This window comes from Ensifer sp. D2-11, from assembly GCF_054161295.1.
Genome location: NZ_CP096433.1, coordinates 69,072 through 83,303, shown reverse-complemented (window position 1 = coordinate 83,303; position 14,232 = coordinate 69,072). Strand labels below are relative to the sequence as shown.

Here is a 14,232-nt window from a genome sequence, read left to right as displayed (position 1 = left end):
GGACAAGACCATGACCGACAAGACACAGGCAGCCGGCCTCTCCTCCGACGCGACGGAAGTGCGCTCCCAGAAGCTCGACCTGCTGCGCCAGCAGATCGGCGACGTTTATCCCGCGCATTTCCACCGTACGCTCACCAATGCGGAACTCGCGGAGAAATACGCCGGGCTGGAGCCCGATACCGAAAGCGGCGAAACGGTAACCGTGGCCGGCCGCGTCTTCTCCTCGCGCAATTCCGGCATGTTCATGGATCTTCATGACGCCTCCGGCAAGATCCAGATATTTTCGCACAAGGATACGGCACCGGAAGAGGCGCGCGCGCTTCTGCCGATGATCGATCTCGGCGACATCATCGGGGTCACCGGGGAGGTGCGCCGCACCAAGCGCGGCGAACTGACTGTCAACGCCAAAGAGATCACCATGCTCTGCAAGTCGCTCCTGCCGATGCCGGAGAAGTATCACGGGCTTGCCGACATCGAGACGCGCTACCGCAAGCGCTACCTCGACATCATGGTCAACGAGGAATCGAAGCTGCGCTTCCAGCAGCGAAGCCGCATCGTGTCGAGCCTGCGCCGATTCCTCGAGGACGAAGGCTTCATGGAAGTGGAAACGCCGATGCTGCAGCCGATCTACGGCGGCGCGACGGCCGAGCCCTTCAAGACGCATCACAACACGCTGAAGCTCGACATGTATCTGCGCATCGCGCCCGAGCTTTACCTGAAGCGCATTCTCGTTTCCGGCCTGACGGACAAGGTCTTCGAGATCAACCGCAACTTCCGCAACGAAGGCGTCTCGACCCGGCACAATCCTGAATTCACCATGATGGAGTGCTACTGGGCCTATGCCGACTACGAGGACGTGATGGGTCTCGTGGAGCGCATGTTCGAGACCCTGGCGCTTGCGGTTCACGGCAAGACGGAATTCGAGTTCGGCGATAAGCAGCTCTCCTTCAAGGGGCCGTTCCCGCGCGTCTCTATGCCGGCGGCCGTCAAGGACGCGACCGGAATCGATTTCCTTGCCCTCAAGAGCGACGAGGAGGCCCGGCAGGCGGCTCGCGACGCCGGTGTCGAGATCGAGAAGGACGCGACCTGGGGCGAAGTGCTCGCCTTCCTCTTCGAGGAGAAGGTCGAAGCGACCTTGATCCAGCCTGCTCATGTCATCCACTTCCCGAAGGACATCTCGCCCTTCGCCAAGGAGGTGCCGGGCGAGCCGCGGCTCGTCGAGCGCTTCGAGACCTATTGCAACGGCTGGGAGATCGGCAACGCCTTTTCCGAGCTCAACGACCCGGTCGAGCAGCGCGCCCGCATGGTCGAGCAGATGGAACAGGCGCATGCCCGCGGCGAGAAGGAAAAGACGCTGGACGAGGACTTCCTCGATGCCATGGACCAGGGCATGCCGCCCGCCGGGGGATTGGGGATAGGCGTCGACCGGCTGATCATGCTGCTCACCAACTCGCCGTCGATCCGCGACATCATCCTCTTCCCGGCCCGCCGCCAGAAGGCCGATTGACACTTTGGAGCTGGCCCCTCCCCACACGGGGCGGGGGCTAGGCGCCCGCGGTTCCCGACCGGTGCCATTCGCAGCGTCCGAGCGTGCGGTGCGTTGAGAGTCGGTGGATCAGGCGCGGCACGTTAAGCCCCTCCCACCTGTGGGAAGGGGTTGGGGAGGGCTCTTCCCTTAATGACTCGCTTGCTCCTCGGCCGGCGCAACGGCCGCGACATCGCCCGTTGCCGACGGATCGATGCACATCGAGCGATCGTCCATCTTGGCCATGATGGCGCGGACGTCGTCCAGTTCGAGCGTCACGACCTTGCCGTGGAACCTGCCGGCAGCGTTGGCCGCGGCCTCGTTATAGGAGGCGCGGAAGGGCTCATCCATACCGGGCACGCTCCGCGGACCGGGAGCGAAGAGCACCTCCGCGCCGATCGCCGCGCCGCGCACGCTTGCGCGATCCTCCGGACCTGCCGCATCGAGCACGACCACCTGATAAAGATCGGCCTCCTCCTTTTTGGCGAGGGCGCCTGCGACGCGAAGGGCGGTCCTGATCCGATCCGGCCCGCTTGCCCGGTCCGTCTTCACATGCATGCGGATCCAACGCTGCCCCTTATGGTCGAGCTTCAAGGTCCGGAGCGCCGTGCAGTCGAGACCGGAAACGGAAGGTCCCGCGAAGCGGGTCAGTATCTTGTCCCGACCGACATAGACCGCGGCACCGCCGGATGCGGCGGAGACCCCGAAGGCGGCGGACAGGATGATCACCAGCCGCTTCGAAGGGCGCAATTTGCTGAGAATGGCCTTCAAGGGGTGGCTCCGCTGTCGTCGTAAAGGGTCGCAAGAAAGGCCCGCAGGCGTCTTCGAAGATAGTCGAACCACCTTTCGGAAAGTTTAAGCGGAGGCCTCCGGCAGGCGCTCAGCGATTGACTTTCGCCCGCAGCTTGTCCATTGCGCCATGGACAACGTCGCTGTAGGCGGGAATTCCCCGGAACCAGGGAAGAGGCGGTATGCACAAGGTTATTTTCGATACGGATCCGGGCGTCGACGATGCGATGGCCCTCCTCTTTCTGCACCGTCACCCGGCGATAGAGCTGGTCGGCATCACCACGGTCTTCGGCAATGCCTCGATCGAGACGACGACGCGCAATGCGTTGTTCCTCAAAGGAGCATGGAATATTGCCGCACCGGTTGCCAAGGGCATCGGCGAGACGCTCGATGCCGGCCGGCCGCATGTCGGATGGCCGACAGGCATTCACGGCGATGACGGGCTCGGCAATATCGATGTGCCGGCGCAGATAGACCTGCCGCTCGACCCTCGTCCTGCCCACCGCTTCATCATCGACACGGTGCGCGCCAATCCCGGGCAAGTGACGCTCGTCGCCGTCGGCCGGATGACCAACCTGGCGCGCGCATTGCGCGACGATCCGGAAATCGCCACCCTCGTCAAGGCGGTAGTGATCATGGGGGGCGCCTTCGATGTTCCCGGCAACATCACGCCGGCGGCGGAAGCGAATATCCACGGCGACCCGGAAGCGGCCGATGTGGTGATGACGGCGCCATGGCCGGTGACCGTCATCGGTCTCGACGTGACGACGAAGACGGTGATGAGCCGTGCCATGCTCTCCGATATCGCCGAACGCGGTGGCGCACCGGCGAGGCTTCTTTCCGACATCTCGCAATTCTACATCGACTTCTACGAGCACCATGTGGATGACGGCATGATCGTGCACGACAGCTGCGCCTGCGCCTATGTCGTCGCGCCCGAACTCTTCCAGACCCGCAGCGGCGCCATCCGAGTGCTTTGCGGCGGCATCGCCGATGGCCAGACCGTTCAAAAGCCGGATGCACGCCTGTTTCCACCGAACGCCTGGGACGGCTTCCCAAGCCAGCAGGCGTGCATCGGAATCGACTCCGAAGCGGTGCTGAAACTCATCGGCGATACGCTCGCGGACGGCAATTGAAGCTTGAGGTGTTCAACCCTGCCCCTCACCCTAACCCTCTCCCCGCGCGCGGGGCGAGGGGACACGGTTGTGCATCTGCGTCAGCCTCGACGAACCAAGGCGAACTCGTCCCCTCGCCCCGCTTGCGGGGAGAGGGTTAGGGTGAGGGGCAAAACCCGAGGAGAGCCCTCACCCTTGTGGTGAGGGGTCCCTCGCGGTTGCAACGAAAAACTTGGCTCCGATAGCTGGCAGATGCGCCGCCGCCGGCTATCTTTATCCGTATGAAGCCGGACGCGTTGCTCTTTCCCGCCCCCAAGGGTCTCTACTGCCAACACGGGGATTTCTATATCGACCCGGTGCAACCGGTCGAACGGGCACTCATCACCCACGGACATTCCGACCATGCGCGCGCCGGACATGGCCATGTGCTCGCGACGCGCGAGACGCTCGACATCATGCGCCTGCGATATGGTGACGACTTCTGCGGCGCGAGCGACGTCGCGCGCTTCGGCGAAACGATTTCGATCGGCGGCGTGCGTGTCCGTTTCCACCCGGCCGGCCATGTGCTCGGCTCGGCGCAGATCTCCGTCGAGGCAGACGGAACGCGGATCGTGGTTTCCGGCGACTACAAGCGACGGCCCGATCCGACCTGCCCATCCTTCGAGCCGGTCGCCTGCGACGTCTTCATCACGGAAGCGACCTTCGGCCTGCCGGTATTCCACCACCCGGACGACAAGGGAGAGATCGCCCGGCTCCTCCAGTCTCTCCGGCAATTTCCCGAGCGCGCGCATGTGGTCGGCGCCTACGCCCTCGGCAAGGCACAACGCCTCATCGCGCTCATACGCCAGCAGGGCTACGACGAACCGATTCACATCCATGGCGCACTCGCCAGGCTCTGCGAATATTACCAGAGCCAGGGGATCGATCTCGGCGACATCCGTCCGGCAACGCTCGGTCCGGAAAACCGGCAGGACCTCGCCGGTGCCATCGTTCTCGGGCCTCCGGCGGCTTTTGCCGAGCGATGGGCTCGCCGTTTCGCCGATCCGCTCGCCATTTTCGCCTCCGGCTGGATGCTCATCCGCCAGCGCGCCAAGCAGCGCGGCGTCGAGCTGCCGCTCGTCATCTCCGATCATTGCGACTGGGCCGAGCTCACGGCCACGATCCGCGAAATCGCGCCTGCCGAAGTCTGGGTCACGCATGGGCGCGAGGAGGCGCTGGTCCGCTGGTGCCAGTTGCAGGGCATACCCGCACGGCCATTGCACCTTGTCGGCTACGACGATGAGGGAGAGTGAGCGATGAAAGCATTTGCCGAACTGCTCGACCGGCTCGTGCTGACGCCGCAGCGAAACGCCAAGATCCGGTTGCTCGTCGACTATTTCCGCGGCGCACCCGATCCGAGCCGCGGCTATGCGCTGGCAGCGATCGCGGGGACGCTCTCGCTCAACACGGTGAAGCCTGCCCTCATTCGCGACCTGTTGCTCGAGCGCATGGACGACGTGCTGTTCCACTATTCCTACGACTATGTCGGCGACCTCGCGGAAACGGTCTCTCTCGCCTGGGAGCCGCCGCCGGACGTCGCCCTTCAGGACATTCCGCTCGGCGAGGTTGTCGAGCGGCTGCAGCGGGCCGGCCGCTCCGAGGTCCGTTCGCTCGTCCGCGACTTTCTGGACCGGCTCGACACCTCCGGCCGCTTCGCCCTCCTGAAGCTCGCGACAGGAGGCTTGCGCATCGGGGTCTCGGCACGGCTCGCGAAGCAGGCACTGGCGGAGATGGGCGGCAAGGAGGTGAGCGAGATCGAAACGCTCTGGCACGGATTGGAGCCGCCATACCTGCCCCTTTTCCTCTGGCTCACCGGTGAGGCGGAGATGCCGGTGCTAAAGACACCTGCGGTCTTTCATTCGGTGATGCTTGCAACAGCGGTCGGCGATGGCGATCTCGACGGGCTCGATCCGGCCGACTTCGCGGCCGAGTGGAAATGGGACGGCATCCGCGTCCAGCTCGCCAATGTCGACGGGGCTCGACGCCTCTATTCGCGCAGCGGCGACGAGATATCCTCGGCCTTTCCCGAGATCATCGAAGCTGCCGATATCGCGGGCGTCATCGACGGCGAGCTTCTGGTCGGCGGAACGATGCGCAGCAACCGCCCCACGGGCACATTCGCAGACCTGCAGCAAAGGCTGAACCGCAAGACCGTCAGCCGCAAGCTGATGGACGAGTATCCGGCCTTCATTCGTGCCTACGATATTCTCTTTTCCGGCGAGCGCGATATCAGGCCCGAGCCCTTTCGTGTGCGCCGCGAAGCCCTGTCGTCGCTGATCGAAGCGGCCTCGCCGCAGCATTTCGATCTCTCGCCGCTCGTCGGCTTTTCAAGCTGGAAGGAGCTCGACGAGCTGCGCTCCAACCCGCCCGATCCGGTGATCGAAGGCGTCATGCTGAAACGGCTGGATTCGCCCTATATGGCCGGACGGGCCAAGGGGCCATGGTTCAAGTGGAAGCGGGCGCCCTTCAATATCGACGCCGTGCTGATGTATGCCCAGCGTGGCCATGGCAAGCGGTCCAGCTATTACTCCGATTTCACCTTCGGCGTCTGGGCGGAGGGTGAAGACGGGACGAGCCTCGTTCCCGTCGGCAAGGCCTATTTCGGCTTCACCGATGCCGAGCTCGAGGTTCTCGATCGCTTCGTGCGCGACAATACGGTCGAACGCTTCGGCCCTGTGCGCGCGGTGCGCGCCGAACCCGACAGCGGCTTCGTCGTCGAGGTAGCCTTTGAAGGCCTCAACCGCTCCACGCGTCACAAATCCGGGGTAGCCATGCGCTTCCCGCGGATTGCCCGCCTCAGACCCGACAAGCTGCCTCGCGACGCCGACAGGCTCGAGACACTGCAGGCGATGATGGGAACGCAACGCTGAAGCGTTTGCGACCACGCCTTACCGAGAGCTATTTCAGGAACCCCGAATGAAGGTTTGTTAAGGAGAGTCTGGAATTATCCGGCTTGCTGCATGCCGTCCCCGCCTCCTTTTGGGCGCGCCTCGTCCTGGAATTGCTCTTTTGAAGCCGCACCATGCCATGTCCCCTCTGTCGCGCTTTCTCACCCCCAGCTACCTTCCGGCCGTCATCGCGGCCCTTGTCGTGGTCGTTGCCGGGGTTCTCGCCGACAATCAGAACCGGATCGTTTCGGAAGCGCGGCTGCGCTCCGAAGTCGCCGACGCGCTCAACCCGATACGCTCGAGCCTCGAGAGCAGCGTCAATGGCAATATCCAGTTGGTCCAAGGCCTGATCGCCACGATCGGGACCGAACCCGACATGCAGCAGCAGCGCTTCGGGGAACTCGCGCGTAGCGTCTTCGGCGCGGGATCGCAGCTCCGCAACATCGCCGCCGCGCCGGGACTGGTGGTCGCGATGGTCTACCCGCTGACGGGCAATGAGAAGGCGATCGGCCTCGATTACCGCACGAACGACAAACAACGCAGTTCCGTCATGCGCGCGGTGGCATCCGGAGAGATGGTGCTCGCGGGCCCGGTCGACCTCGTGCAAGGCGGTCGCGGGCTGATCGGCCGCTTTCCCGTAACCACCGGTCCGGAAGGCGGCCGCCGCTTCTGGGGCGTCGTTTCAGCGGTGATCGATGTCGATCGCCTTTATCGCGACAGTGGCCTTTCATCGCCGGCGCTCGACATCGACATCGCCATTGCCGGCCGCGACGGCACGGGGCGCGGCGGCCCGCATTTCTTCGGCGACCCGGCAATCTTCGAAAACGCCCCTGTCGAGATGAGCGTATCCTTGCCCGGCGGTTCCTGGCGCATGGCCGCGATCCCCAAAGGCGGGTGGCCGACGACACCGCAGAATGCCTGGCAGGTCCGCTTCCTCATCGCATTCGGCGGCCTGATGATCGTCGCTCCGATGATCGTCGCCGGCCGCCTCATGGCGGAGCGGCAGGCGAACTTTCGCGCATTGAGGCAGAGCAAGGATCAGCTTCAGGAGCTTTCGCACCGGTTGAGGATCGCGCTCGACACTTCGAAGATCGGCATATGGGAGCTCGACGTCGACAGCGGCACGCTCCTGTGGGACAGCCGCATGAAGGAGCTCTATGGTATCGGATCGTCTATGCGCGAGGTCTACGAGGACTGGCGGAACACGCTTCATCCGGACGATCTCGCCCGTGCCGAGGCGGAATTCGCCGGAACGCTCGCCACGGGCGGCGCATACAACACGGAATTCCGCATCCGCCTTCCGGATGGGGAAGTCCGCCACATCCGTGCGATCGGCTCGACCTATGCCGGCACGAACGGCAACAGGAAGATCGTCGGCGTCAACTGGGACGTGACGGCCGACGTGAAGACACGCGCGACGCTTTCGGAGGCCAAACGCCTCGCCGAGGCCCACAGTGCCGAGTTGGAGGCGGCGCGCCATCGCATGGAATTCAACGCCCTGCACGATCCATTGACCGGCCTGCCCAATCGCCGCTTCCTGGACCAGATTCTCTTCGACCGCAGCCGACGGGCCGACGCAAAGGCGAAGATCAGCATCTTCCATATCGACCTCGACCGTTTCAAGCAGATCAACGACACGATGGGCCATGCAGCCGGCGACGAGATCCTGAAGCATGCGGCAAGCCTTTTGCGGGACAATGCACGCCAGGACGACTTCGTCGCCCGCATCGGCGGCGACGAGTTCGTCATCATTCGCGCAAGCGGCGGCTGCGACGAAGACGCGGCGCTGGCTTCCCGCTTGATCGAGGCGATGAGCGTTCCGGTCCGCTACGAAGATCAGGAATGCCGCATCGGCGTGAGCATCGGCATTGCCGCTCAAACCGATGCGGCGGATGACCTTTCCCAGGTCCTCGTCAACGCCGATATCGCCCTCTACGAGGCCAAGCGCCGCGGCCGCAACCGGCACGAGACCTTTACGGGTGCACTGAAGACTGCCGTGCTCCAGACGAAACAGACGGCCGACGAGATCCTGCGCGGTCTCGAGCAGAACGAATTCGTCGCATATTTCCAGCCGCAGTTCTGTCCGAGCTCGCTTGACATCATCGGCGTCGAGGCACTCGCGCGATGGGATCATCCCACCAAGGGGCTCCTCGGTCCGCACGCCTTTCTCAAGACGGCGGAGGACATCAACGTCGTCGCGGCGATCGATCAGAAGATCCTCGAACAGGCGCTCTTTCAGATCTATCGCTGGGAGGCAAACGGCATCTATGTGCCGAAGGTGTCGGTCAACCTCTCCTATCCGCGCCTGAGAGACGAGGGACTGATCGCCCGGCTGGAGGCGCTCTCCATACCCGAGGGGCGGCTTTCCTTCGAACTGCTCGAATCGATTTCCTTTGACGAGAACGATGTGACGGTCATGTCCAACATCCGGCGCATCAAGGAACTCGGCATCGACATCGAGATCGACGACTTCGGTACCGGCTATGCCTCGATCCTGAGCCTGCTGAAGCTGACGCCACGCCGCCTGAAGATAGATCGGCAACTGGTGCTGCCTATTCTCTCCTCTCCGGCGGAGCGCCGGCTCGTGGCATCGATCATCGACATCGGCACATCGCTCGGGATCGAAGTGATCGCCGAAGGTGTCGAAACCCTCGAGCACGCCCGCATCCTCAAGGAAATGGAATGCCATGGTCTGCAGGGCTACGCCTTCGCCCGGCCGATGAACGCCAACGATCTTGCCACTTTCGTCTTCGAGCGGCGGTGGCGCGCCGCTTGACCGGTATCCGGCCCTCGCCTTCAGAGGCGGACTGCACATACGCGGCTTTTTCTTGCTGCTAAGGCTTGGCAGCCGTCCGGAAAATAGTCATAAAAACATATGCCTTCTGCCGCTTATGCGAACGCGCGGACCTCGTCCGCGTGACCCGTCCGGCGTCAGTCCTCGCGGGACCGAAGTCCCGACCTCCAATACACTCGCAAGGAGACAAAACGATCGAATACGCGGAGAAATTGCTTTCTGTTTTCATTCTTGTCCCCTTCGCGGGAAGCCTCATTGCAATCTTCTTCCCGTCCGATCAGCGCGGTGCGATATCCTGGTTCGCAGGTGCGATCGCGCTTGTCTGCTTCCTGGTGACCGTCGGCCTCTATTCCTACGTCGCCTCGGGCGGCGTCCTCCATTACCGGATCGACTGGGTTCCGGAACTCGGGCTGAACTTCACCCTCAGGATGGACGGCTTCGCCTGGCTTTTTTCGGCGCTGATCACGGCGATCGGCGTTCTCGTCGTCCTTTATGCCCGCTACTATATGGCCGAGGAGGACCCGGTCCCGCGGTTTTTCGCGCTGTTCCTTGCCTTCATGGGCTCGATGCTGGGCGTCGTCCTTTCCGGCAACCTCATTCTGCTCGCCGTCTTCTGGGAGCTGACCAGCATCGTCTCCTTCCTGCTGATCGGCTATTGGCACCATAACGCACACGCCCGCGACGGCGCCCGCATGGCGCTGACGATTACCGGCACGGGCGGCCTCGCCATGTTCGTCGGCCTGATAATCATCGGCAAAATCGTCGGCAGCTATGAACTCGACGCGGTCCTCGCCTCGGGCGACGCGATCCGCAACCATCCGCTCTATGGCACGGTGCTTGTCCTCGTCCTGCTCGGGGCGTTGACGAAGAGCGCCCAGTTCCCCTTCCATTTCTGGCTGCCGCACGCGATGGCGGCCCCGACGCCGGTTTCGGCCTATCTGCATTCGGCAACGATGGTGAAGGCCGGCGTGTTCCTGCTCGTGCGGTTCTGGCCGGTGATGGCCGGCACGGAAGCCTGGTTCTGGATCGTCGGCCTTGCGGGACTGACAACGCTCCTGCTCGGCGCCTATTTCGCGATTTTTCAGCAGGATCTGAAAGGACTCCTCGCCTATTCGACGATCAGTCATCTCGGGCTCATCACCGTTCTCCTGAGCCTCGGCAGTCCGCTGGCGGCCGTCGCCGCGGTCTTCCATATCGTCAACCACGCGACCTTCAAGGCCTCGCTCTTCATGGCGGCCGGCATCATCGATCATGAAAGCGGCACCCGCGACATTCGCAGGCTGGGCGGGCTGTTCCACTTCATGCCGATCACCGCGACGCTCGCCATGGTGGCGAGTGCCGCCATGGCCGGCGTGCCGCTGCTCAACGGCTTTCTCTCCAAGGAGATGTTCTTTGCCGAGGCGATCGAGACGCATCTCGTCAACCCGCTCGACACGGTCACGCCGTACGTGGCGACGATCGCGGGCATGTTTGCAGTCACTTATTCGCTCCGCTTCATCCACGGCGTCTTCTTCGGCCGGCCCCCGGCAGACCTCCCGAGAAAGCCGCATGAGCCACCCCGCTGGATGCGGGCGCCGGTCGACTTCCTCGTTCTCGCCTGTCTGGTCGTCGGTATAATTCCCGCCCAGACGATCGGTCCCTTTCTTCACACGGCCGTTCTCTCGGTCCTGCGCGAGGGAACGCCCGATTACAGCCTTTCGGTCTGGCACGGCTGGAACATTCCGCTGATCATGAGCTTCGTCGCGCTTTCAGGCGGCATCGGTCTCTATTTCCTGATGCGCTCCTATCTGGCGACGGCCGTCGAGGGTCCGCCGGTCTTCCGGCTGCTCCAGGGTCAGCGCATTTTCGAGCGCGTTCTGGTGACGCTTTCCTGGAAGTGGGCCCGATGGCTCGAACAGCGGCTCGGCACGCGCCGCCTGCAGCCGCAGATGCGTCTCCTCGTCTTCCTGGCACTTGCGGCGGGGGCATCGCCGCTTCTTCTCGGCAATTTCGAACTGCCGCCGCTTGTGATCCGCGGCATCGATCCCGCCTTCGCCCTGCTTTGGGCAATCGGCATCGCCTGCGCCATCGGCTCCGCCTATCAGGCGAAATTCCACCGTCTCGCCTCGCTGGTGCTCCTCGGCGGAGCAGGGCTCGTCACCTGCATTACCTTCGTCTGGCTTTCCGCACCCGATCTTGCGGTCACGCAGCTCCTGGTGGAGATCGTCACCACCGTGCTCATTCTCCTCGGATTGCGCTGGCTGCCGAAGCGCATCGAGGAGCCGGTGGCGGCGGAAGACATCTCGATCCGGGTCCGCCTGAGGCGCTTGCGCGACTTGCTGCTGGCGATCGGCGCCGGCGGAGGAATGATGCTCATCGCCTACACGGTGATGACGCGGCCCCTTCCCGAAACCATCGCCAGCTATTTTCTCGAGCGCGCCTATCGCGAGGGCGGCGGCACCAACGTCGTCAACGTCATCCTCGTCGATTTCCGCGGCTTCGATACGCTCGGCGAGATCGCCGTGCTCTGCATCGTGGCGCTCACGGTCTTCGCGCTTCTCCTGCGCTTCCGACCTCAGTCCGACAGCCTGGAGGCCCCTGAGCAGCAAAAAGTGCAGAACGCCTTCGACGACGATCACCCCGACCGCGCCGCCGGCGACAGCGTCGCCGAATACCTCTTCATCCCGGCGGTGATCATGCGCTGGATGTTTCCGGTCACCGGAATGCTCGCGGCCTTTCTCTTCCTGCGCGGACATGATCTGCCGGGGGGCGGTTTTGCCGCCGGCATCGCCATGTCGATCGGCTTCATCCTGCAATATATGTCCGGCGGCACCCGCTGGGTCGAGGAACGGCTCCGCATCCATCCGCTTCGCTGGATGAGCATCGGTCTCCTGGTGGCGACGGCCACGGGCGTCGGATCCTGGTTCTTCGGCTATCCGTTCCTCACCTCCCACGCGCAATATGCAAGCCTGCCGGTCGTCGGCAAGTTTCCGCTCGCAAGCGCGATCCTCTTCGACCTCGGCGTCTTCTCGCTGGTGCTCGGTGCCACCGTTCTCATCCTGATCGCGCTGGCGCACCAGTCGGTCCGTGCACCGCGTGCGCATGCGAAGGCCGCGCGCTCCGACAAGGAGGCGGTACGCTAATGGAACTCATTCTTTCGGCCGGGATCGGCACGCTGACCGCATCGGGCGTCTATCTTCTCCTGAGGCCGCGAACATACCAGGTGATCATCGGGCTTTCGCTGCTCTCCTTCGCCGTCAATCTCTTCATCTTCGGCATGGGCCGGTTGCGGGTGAACGCCCCGCCGATCCTCGATCCAGGCGGCGTCGGCGATCTCGCCCGTTATACCGATCCGGTGCCGCAGGCACTGGTGCTGACGGCGATCGTCATCGGCTTCGCCATGACCGCACTTTTCCTCGTGGTGCTCCTCGCCTCCCGCGGCTTCACCGGAACCGACCATGTGGACGGAAGGGAGCAGCGCGGTGACTGATTGGCTCGATCATCTTCTCATCCTGCCGATCCTCCTGCCGCTTGCCGTGGCCGCGGTGCTGATCCCGATCAACGAGCGCGACCGGACATTGAAGGGGGCCATCGGCTTCGCGTCCACGCTCGTCGTCTTCATCCTCTCGATGATCCTCATGCGACTTGCCGCGGCCGGCACCGGCAGCCTCCCCGGATCAGGGGTCTATCAGCTCGGCAACTGGCCCGCCCCCTTCGGTATCGTCCTCGTGCTCGACCGCCTGTCGGCCCTGATGCTGTGCCTGACGAGCGGCCTTGCACTCGCCGCGCAGGCCTATTCCATGGCGCGGTGGCACACGGCGGGGCATCACTTCCATTCGCTGTTCCAGCTTCTCGTAGCCGGTCTCAACGGCGCATTTCTCACGGGCGACCTCTTCAATCTCTTCGTCTTCTTCGAGATGATGCTGGCCGCCTCCTACGGCCTGCTCCTGCACGGCTCCGGTCCTCTGCGCGTGAAGGCGGGGCTGCATTATATCGCCGTCAACCTCGCCGCCTCGGCGCTGTTCCTGATCGGCGTCAGCCTGATCTACGGCGCCGCCGGCACGCTCAACATGGCCGACCTCGCAACGAAGCTCGCAGCCCTCGAACCCAGAAGCAGAACGCTCGTCGAAATGGGCTCGGCCATCCTCGGCGTCGCCTTCCTCGTCAAGGCGGGCATGTGGCCGCTCAGCTTCTGGCTGCCGACGGCCTATGCCGCGGCGACGCCGCCGGTCGCAGGCGTCTTCGCGGTCCTGACCAAAGTCGGCATCTACGTCATCATCCGCCTGCATCTGCTCGTCTTCGGCACCGCGGCGGGCGCATCGTCCGGTTTCGGCCAGGAATGGCTCGTCACCGGGGGAATGCTGACGATCGCCTTCGGCGGCATCGGCGTACTCGCCTCGCAGGCAATGGGCCGCCTTGCGGGCTACTCCGTTCTCGTATCCTCGGGGACGCTGCTCGCCGCGGTCGGCCTCGGCCACGACGGAATGCTCGCCGGCGCACTCTTCTATCTGGTCAGCTCGACACTGACGATCGGGGCCTTCTTCCTGCTGATCGAACTCGTCGAACGCGGCCGGGACGCCGGCGCCGACGTTCTGGCGGTGACGATGGAAGCCTATGGCGATTTCGACGAGGACGAGGAGGAGGAAGAGGTCGGCGCCGCCATTCCCGGCACAATGGCCGTTCTCGGCCTCTGCTTCTGCCTCTGTGCCCTGCTGCTCGCCGGCCTGCCGCCTCTCTCCGGCTTCATCGCCAAATTCGCGCTCATCAGCGGCCTCTTCGACATGCCGGCCGCCGAGCTCGCGACCGCAATGTCCGCCGCCGACTGGACCTATGTCACTCTCCTCATCCTGTCCGGTCTCGCCGCCATGATCGCGATGAACCGCATCGGCATCCGAACCTTCTGGGCGTCGATCGAGGGTACGATCCCGCGGGTCGTCGTGATCGAGATCACGCCGGTCGTCGTCCTGCTCGGCGCCTGCATCTTCCTGAGCCTGCAGGCAGGACCCGCGATGCGCTACATGCAGGCGACGGCTGACGATCTGCTCGCGCCGCTCACCCACAGCGAGCGCGTGCTTTCGGCGCCGCGGGCCGGGAGCCAGTAGC

The 14,232-nt window shown here is 64.0% G+C and carries 9 protein-coding genes; 8 read left to right on the top strand and 1 reads right to left on the bottom strand.

Going from position 1 to position 14,232, the window contains the following annotated elements; genetic code table 11:
• Window positions 1–10 precede the first annotated feature (10 nt).
• A complete protein-coding gene (gene lysS / locus M1D34_RS00380; RefSeq protein ID WP_003528855.1) occupies window positions 11–1,507 on the top strand; it encodes a lysine--tRNA ligase in 1,497 nt (498 codons plus the stop codon).
• Between the two features lie 168 nt (window positions 1,508–1,675).
• On the opposite strand, the gene M1D34_RS00375 is transcribed toward lysS, so the two are convergent.
• On the bottom strand, window positions 1,676–2,296 hold the full coding sequence (locus tag M1D34_RS00375; RefSeq protein ID WP_003528853.1) for a hypothetical protein: 621 nt from the start codon (window positions 2,294–2,296) through the stop codon (window positions 1,676–1,678).
• A 200-nt stretch (window positions 2,297–2,496) separates the two neighbouring features.
• Here M1D34_RS00375 and M1D34_RS00370 point away from each other — a divergent pair, with 200 nt between their 5' ends.
• From M1D34_RS00370 to M1D34_RS00340, 7 genes are all read left to right on the top strand, one after another.
• Window positions 2,497–3,450 (top strand): nucleoside hydrolase, encoded by a 954-nt coding sequence (locus M1D34_RS00370; RefSeq protein ID WP_498780135.1) that lies wholly within the window; start codon window positions 2,497–2,499, stop codon window positions 3,448–3,450.
• Between the two features lie 260 nt (window positions 3,451–3,710).
• Window positions 3,711–4,721, top strand: coding sequence for a ligase-associated DNA damage response exonuclease (locus tag M1D34_RS00365; protein WP_003528849.1), 1,011 nt, complete (start codon window positions 3,711–3,713; stop codon window positions 4,719–4,721).
• A gap of 3 nt (window positions 4,722–4,724) precedes the next feature.
• Window positions 4,725–6,338, top strand: coding sequence for a cisplatin damage response ATP-dependent DNA ligase (locus M1D34_RS00360; RefSeq protein ID WP_498780133.1), 1,614 nt, complete (start codon window positions 4,725–4,727; stop codon window positions 6,336–6,338).
• 157 nt (window positions 6,339–6,495) lie between these two features.
• Window positions 6,496–9,132: a bifunctional diguanylate cyclase/phosphodiesterase gene (locus tag M1D34_RS00355; protein ID WP_498780131.1), complete on the top strand. Its 2,637-nt coding sequence runs from the start codon at window positions 6,496–6,498 to the stop codon at window positions 9,130–9,132.
• Between the two features lie 230 nt (window positions 9,133–9,362).
• Window positions 9,363–12,272, top strand: a complete 2,910-nt coding sequence (locus M1D34_RS00350) for a monovalent cation/H+ antiporter subunit A (protein ID WP_498780129.1) — start codon at window positions 9,363–9,365, stop codon at window positions 12,270–12,272.
• The gene (locus M1D34_RS00345) at window positions 12,272–12,619 is read left to right on the top strand and encodes a Na+/H+ antiporter subunit C (protein ID WP_003528841.1); all 348 of its coding nucleotides are present in this window, start codon (window positions 12,272–12,274) and stop codon (window positions 12,617–12,619) included. Before M1D34_RS00350 ends, M1D34_RS00345 begins: the two co-directional genes overlap by 1 nt.
• Window positions 12,588–14,231, top strand: a complete 1,644-nt coding sequence (locus tag M1D34_RS00340; RefSeq protein ID WP_013844865.1) for a monovalent cation/H+ antiporter subunit D — start codon at window positions 12,588–12,590, stop codon at window positions 14,229–14,231. Before M1D34_RS00345 ends, M1D34_RS00340 begins: the two co-directional genes overlap by 32 nt.
• Window position 14,232: the final 1 nt, after the last annotated feature.

Coding starts and splice junctions, on each gene's coding strand:
- M1D34_RS00345 (WP_003528841.1), top strand. CDS start 12,272: ATGGAACTCATTCTTTCGGCCGGGATCGGCACGCTGACCGCATCGGGC.
- M1D34_RS00360 (WP_498780133.1), top strand. CDS start 4,725: ATGAAAGCATTTGCCGAACTGCTCGACCGGCTCGTGCTGACGCCGCAG.
- lysS (WP_003528855.1), top strand. CDS start 11: ATGACCGACAAGACACAGGCAGCCGGCCTCTCCTCCGACGCGACGGAA.
- M1D34_RS00365 (WP_003528849.1), top strand. CDS start 3,711: ATGAAGCCGGACGCGTTGCTCTTTCCCGCCCCCAAGGGTCTCTACTGC.
- M1D34_RS00370 (WP_498780135.1), top strand. CDS start 2,497: ATGCACAAGGTTATTTTCGATACGGATCCGGGCGTCGACGATGCGATG.
- M1D34_RS00340 (WP_013844865.1), top strand. CDS start 12,588: ATGTGGACGGAAGGGAGCAGCGCGGTGACTGATTGGCTCGATCATCTT.
- M1D34_RS00355 (WP_498780131.1), top strand. CDS start 6,496: ATGTCCCCTCTGTCGCGCTTTCTCACCCCCAGCTACCTTCCGGCCGTC.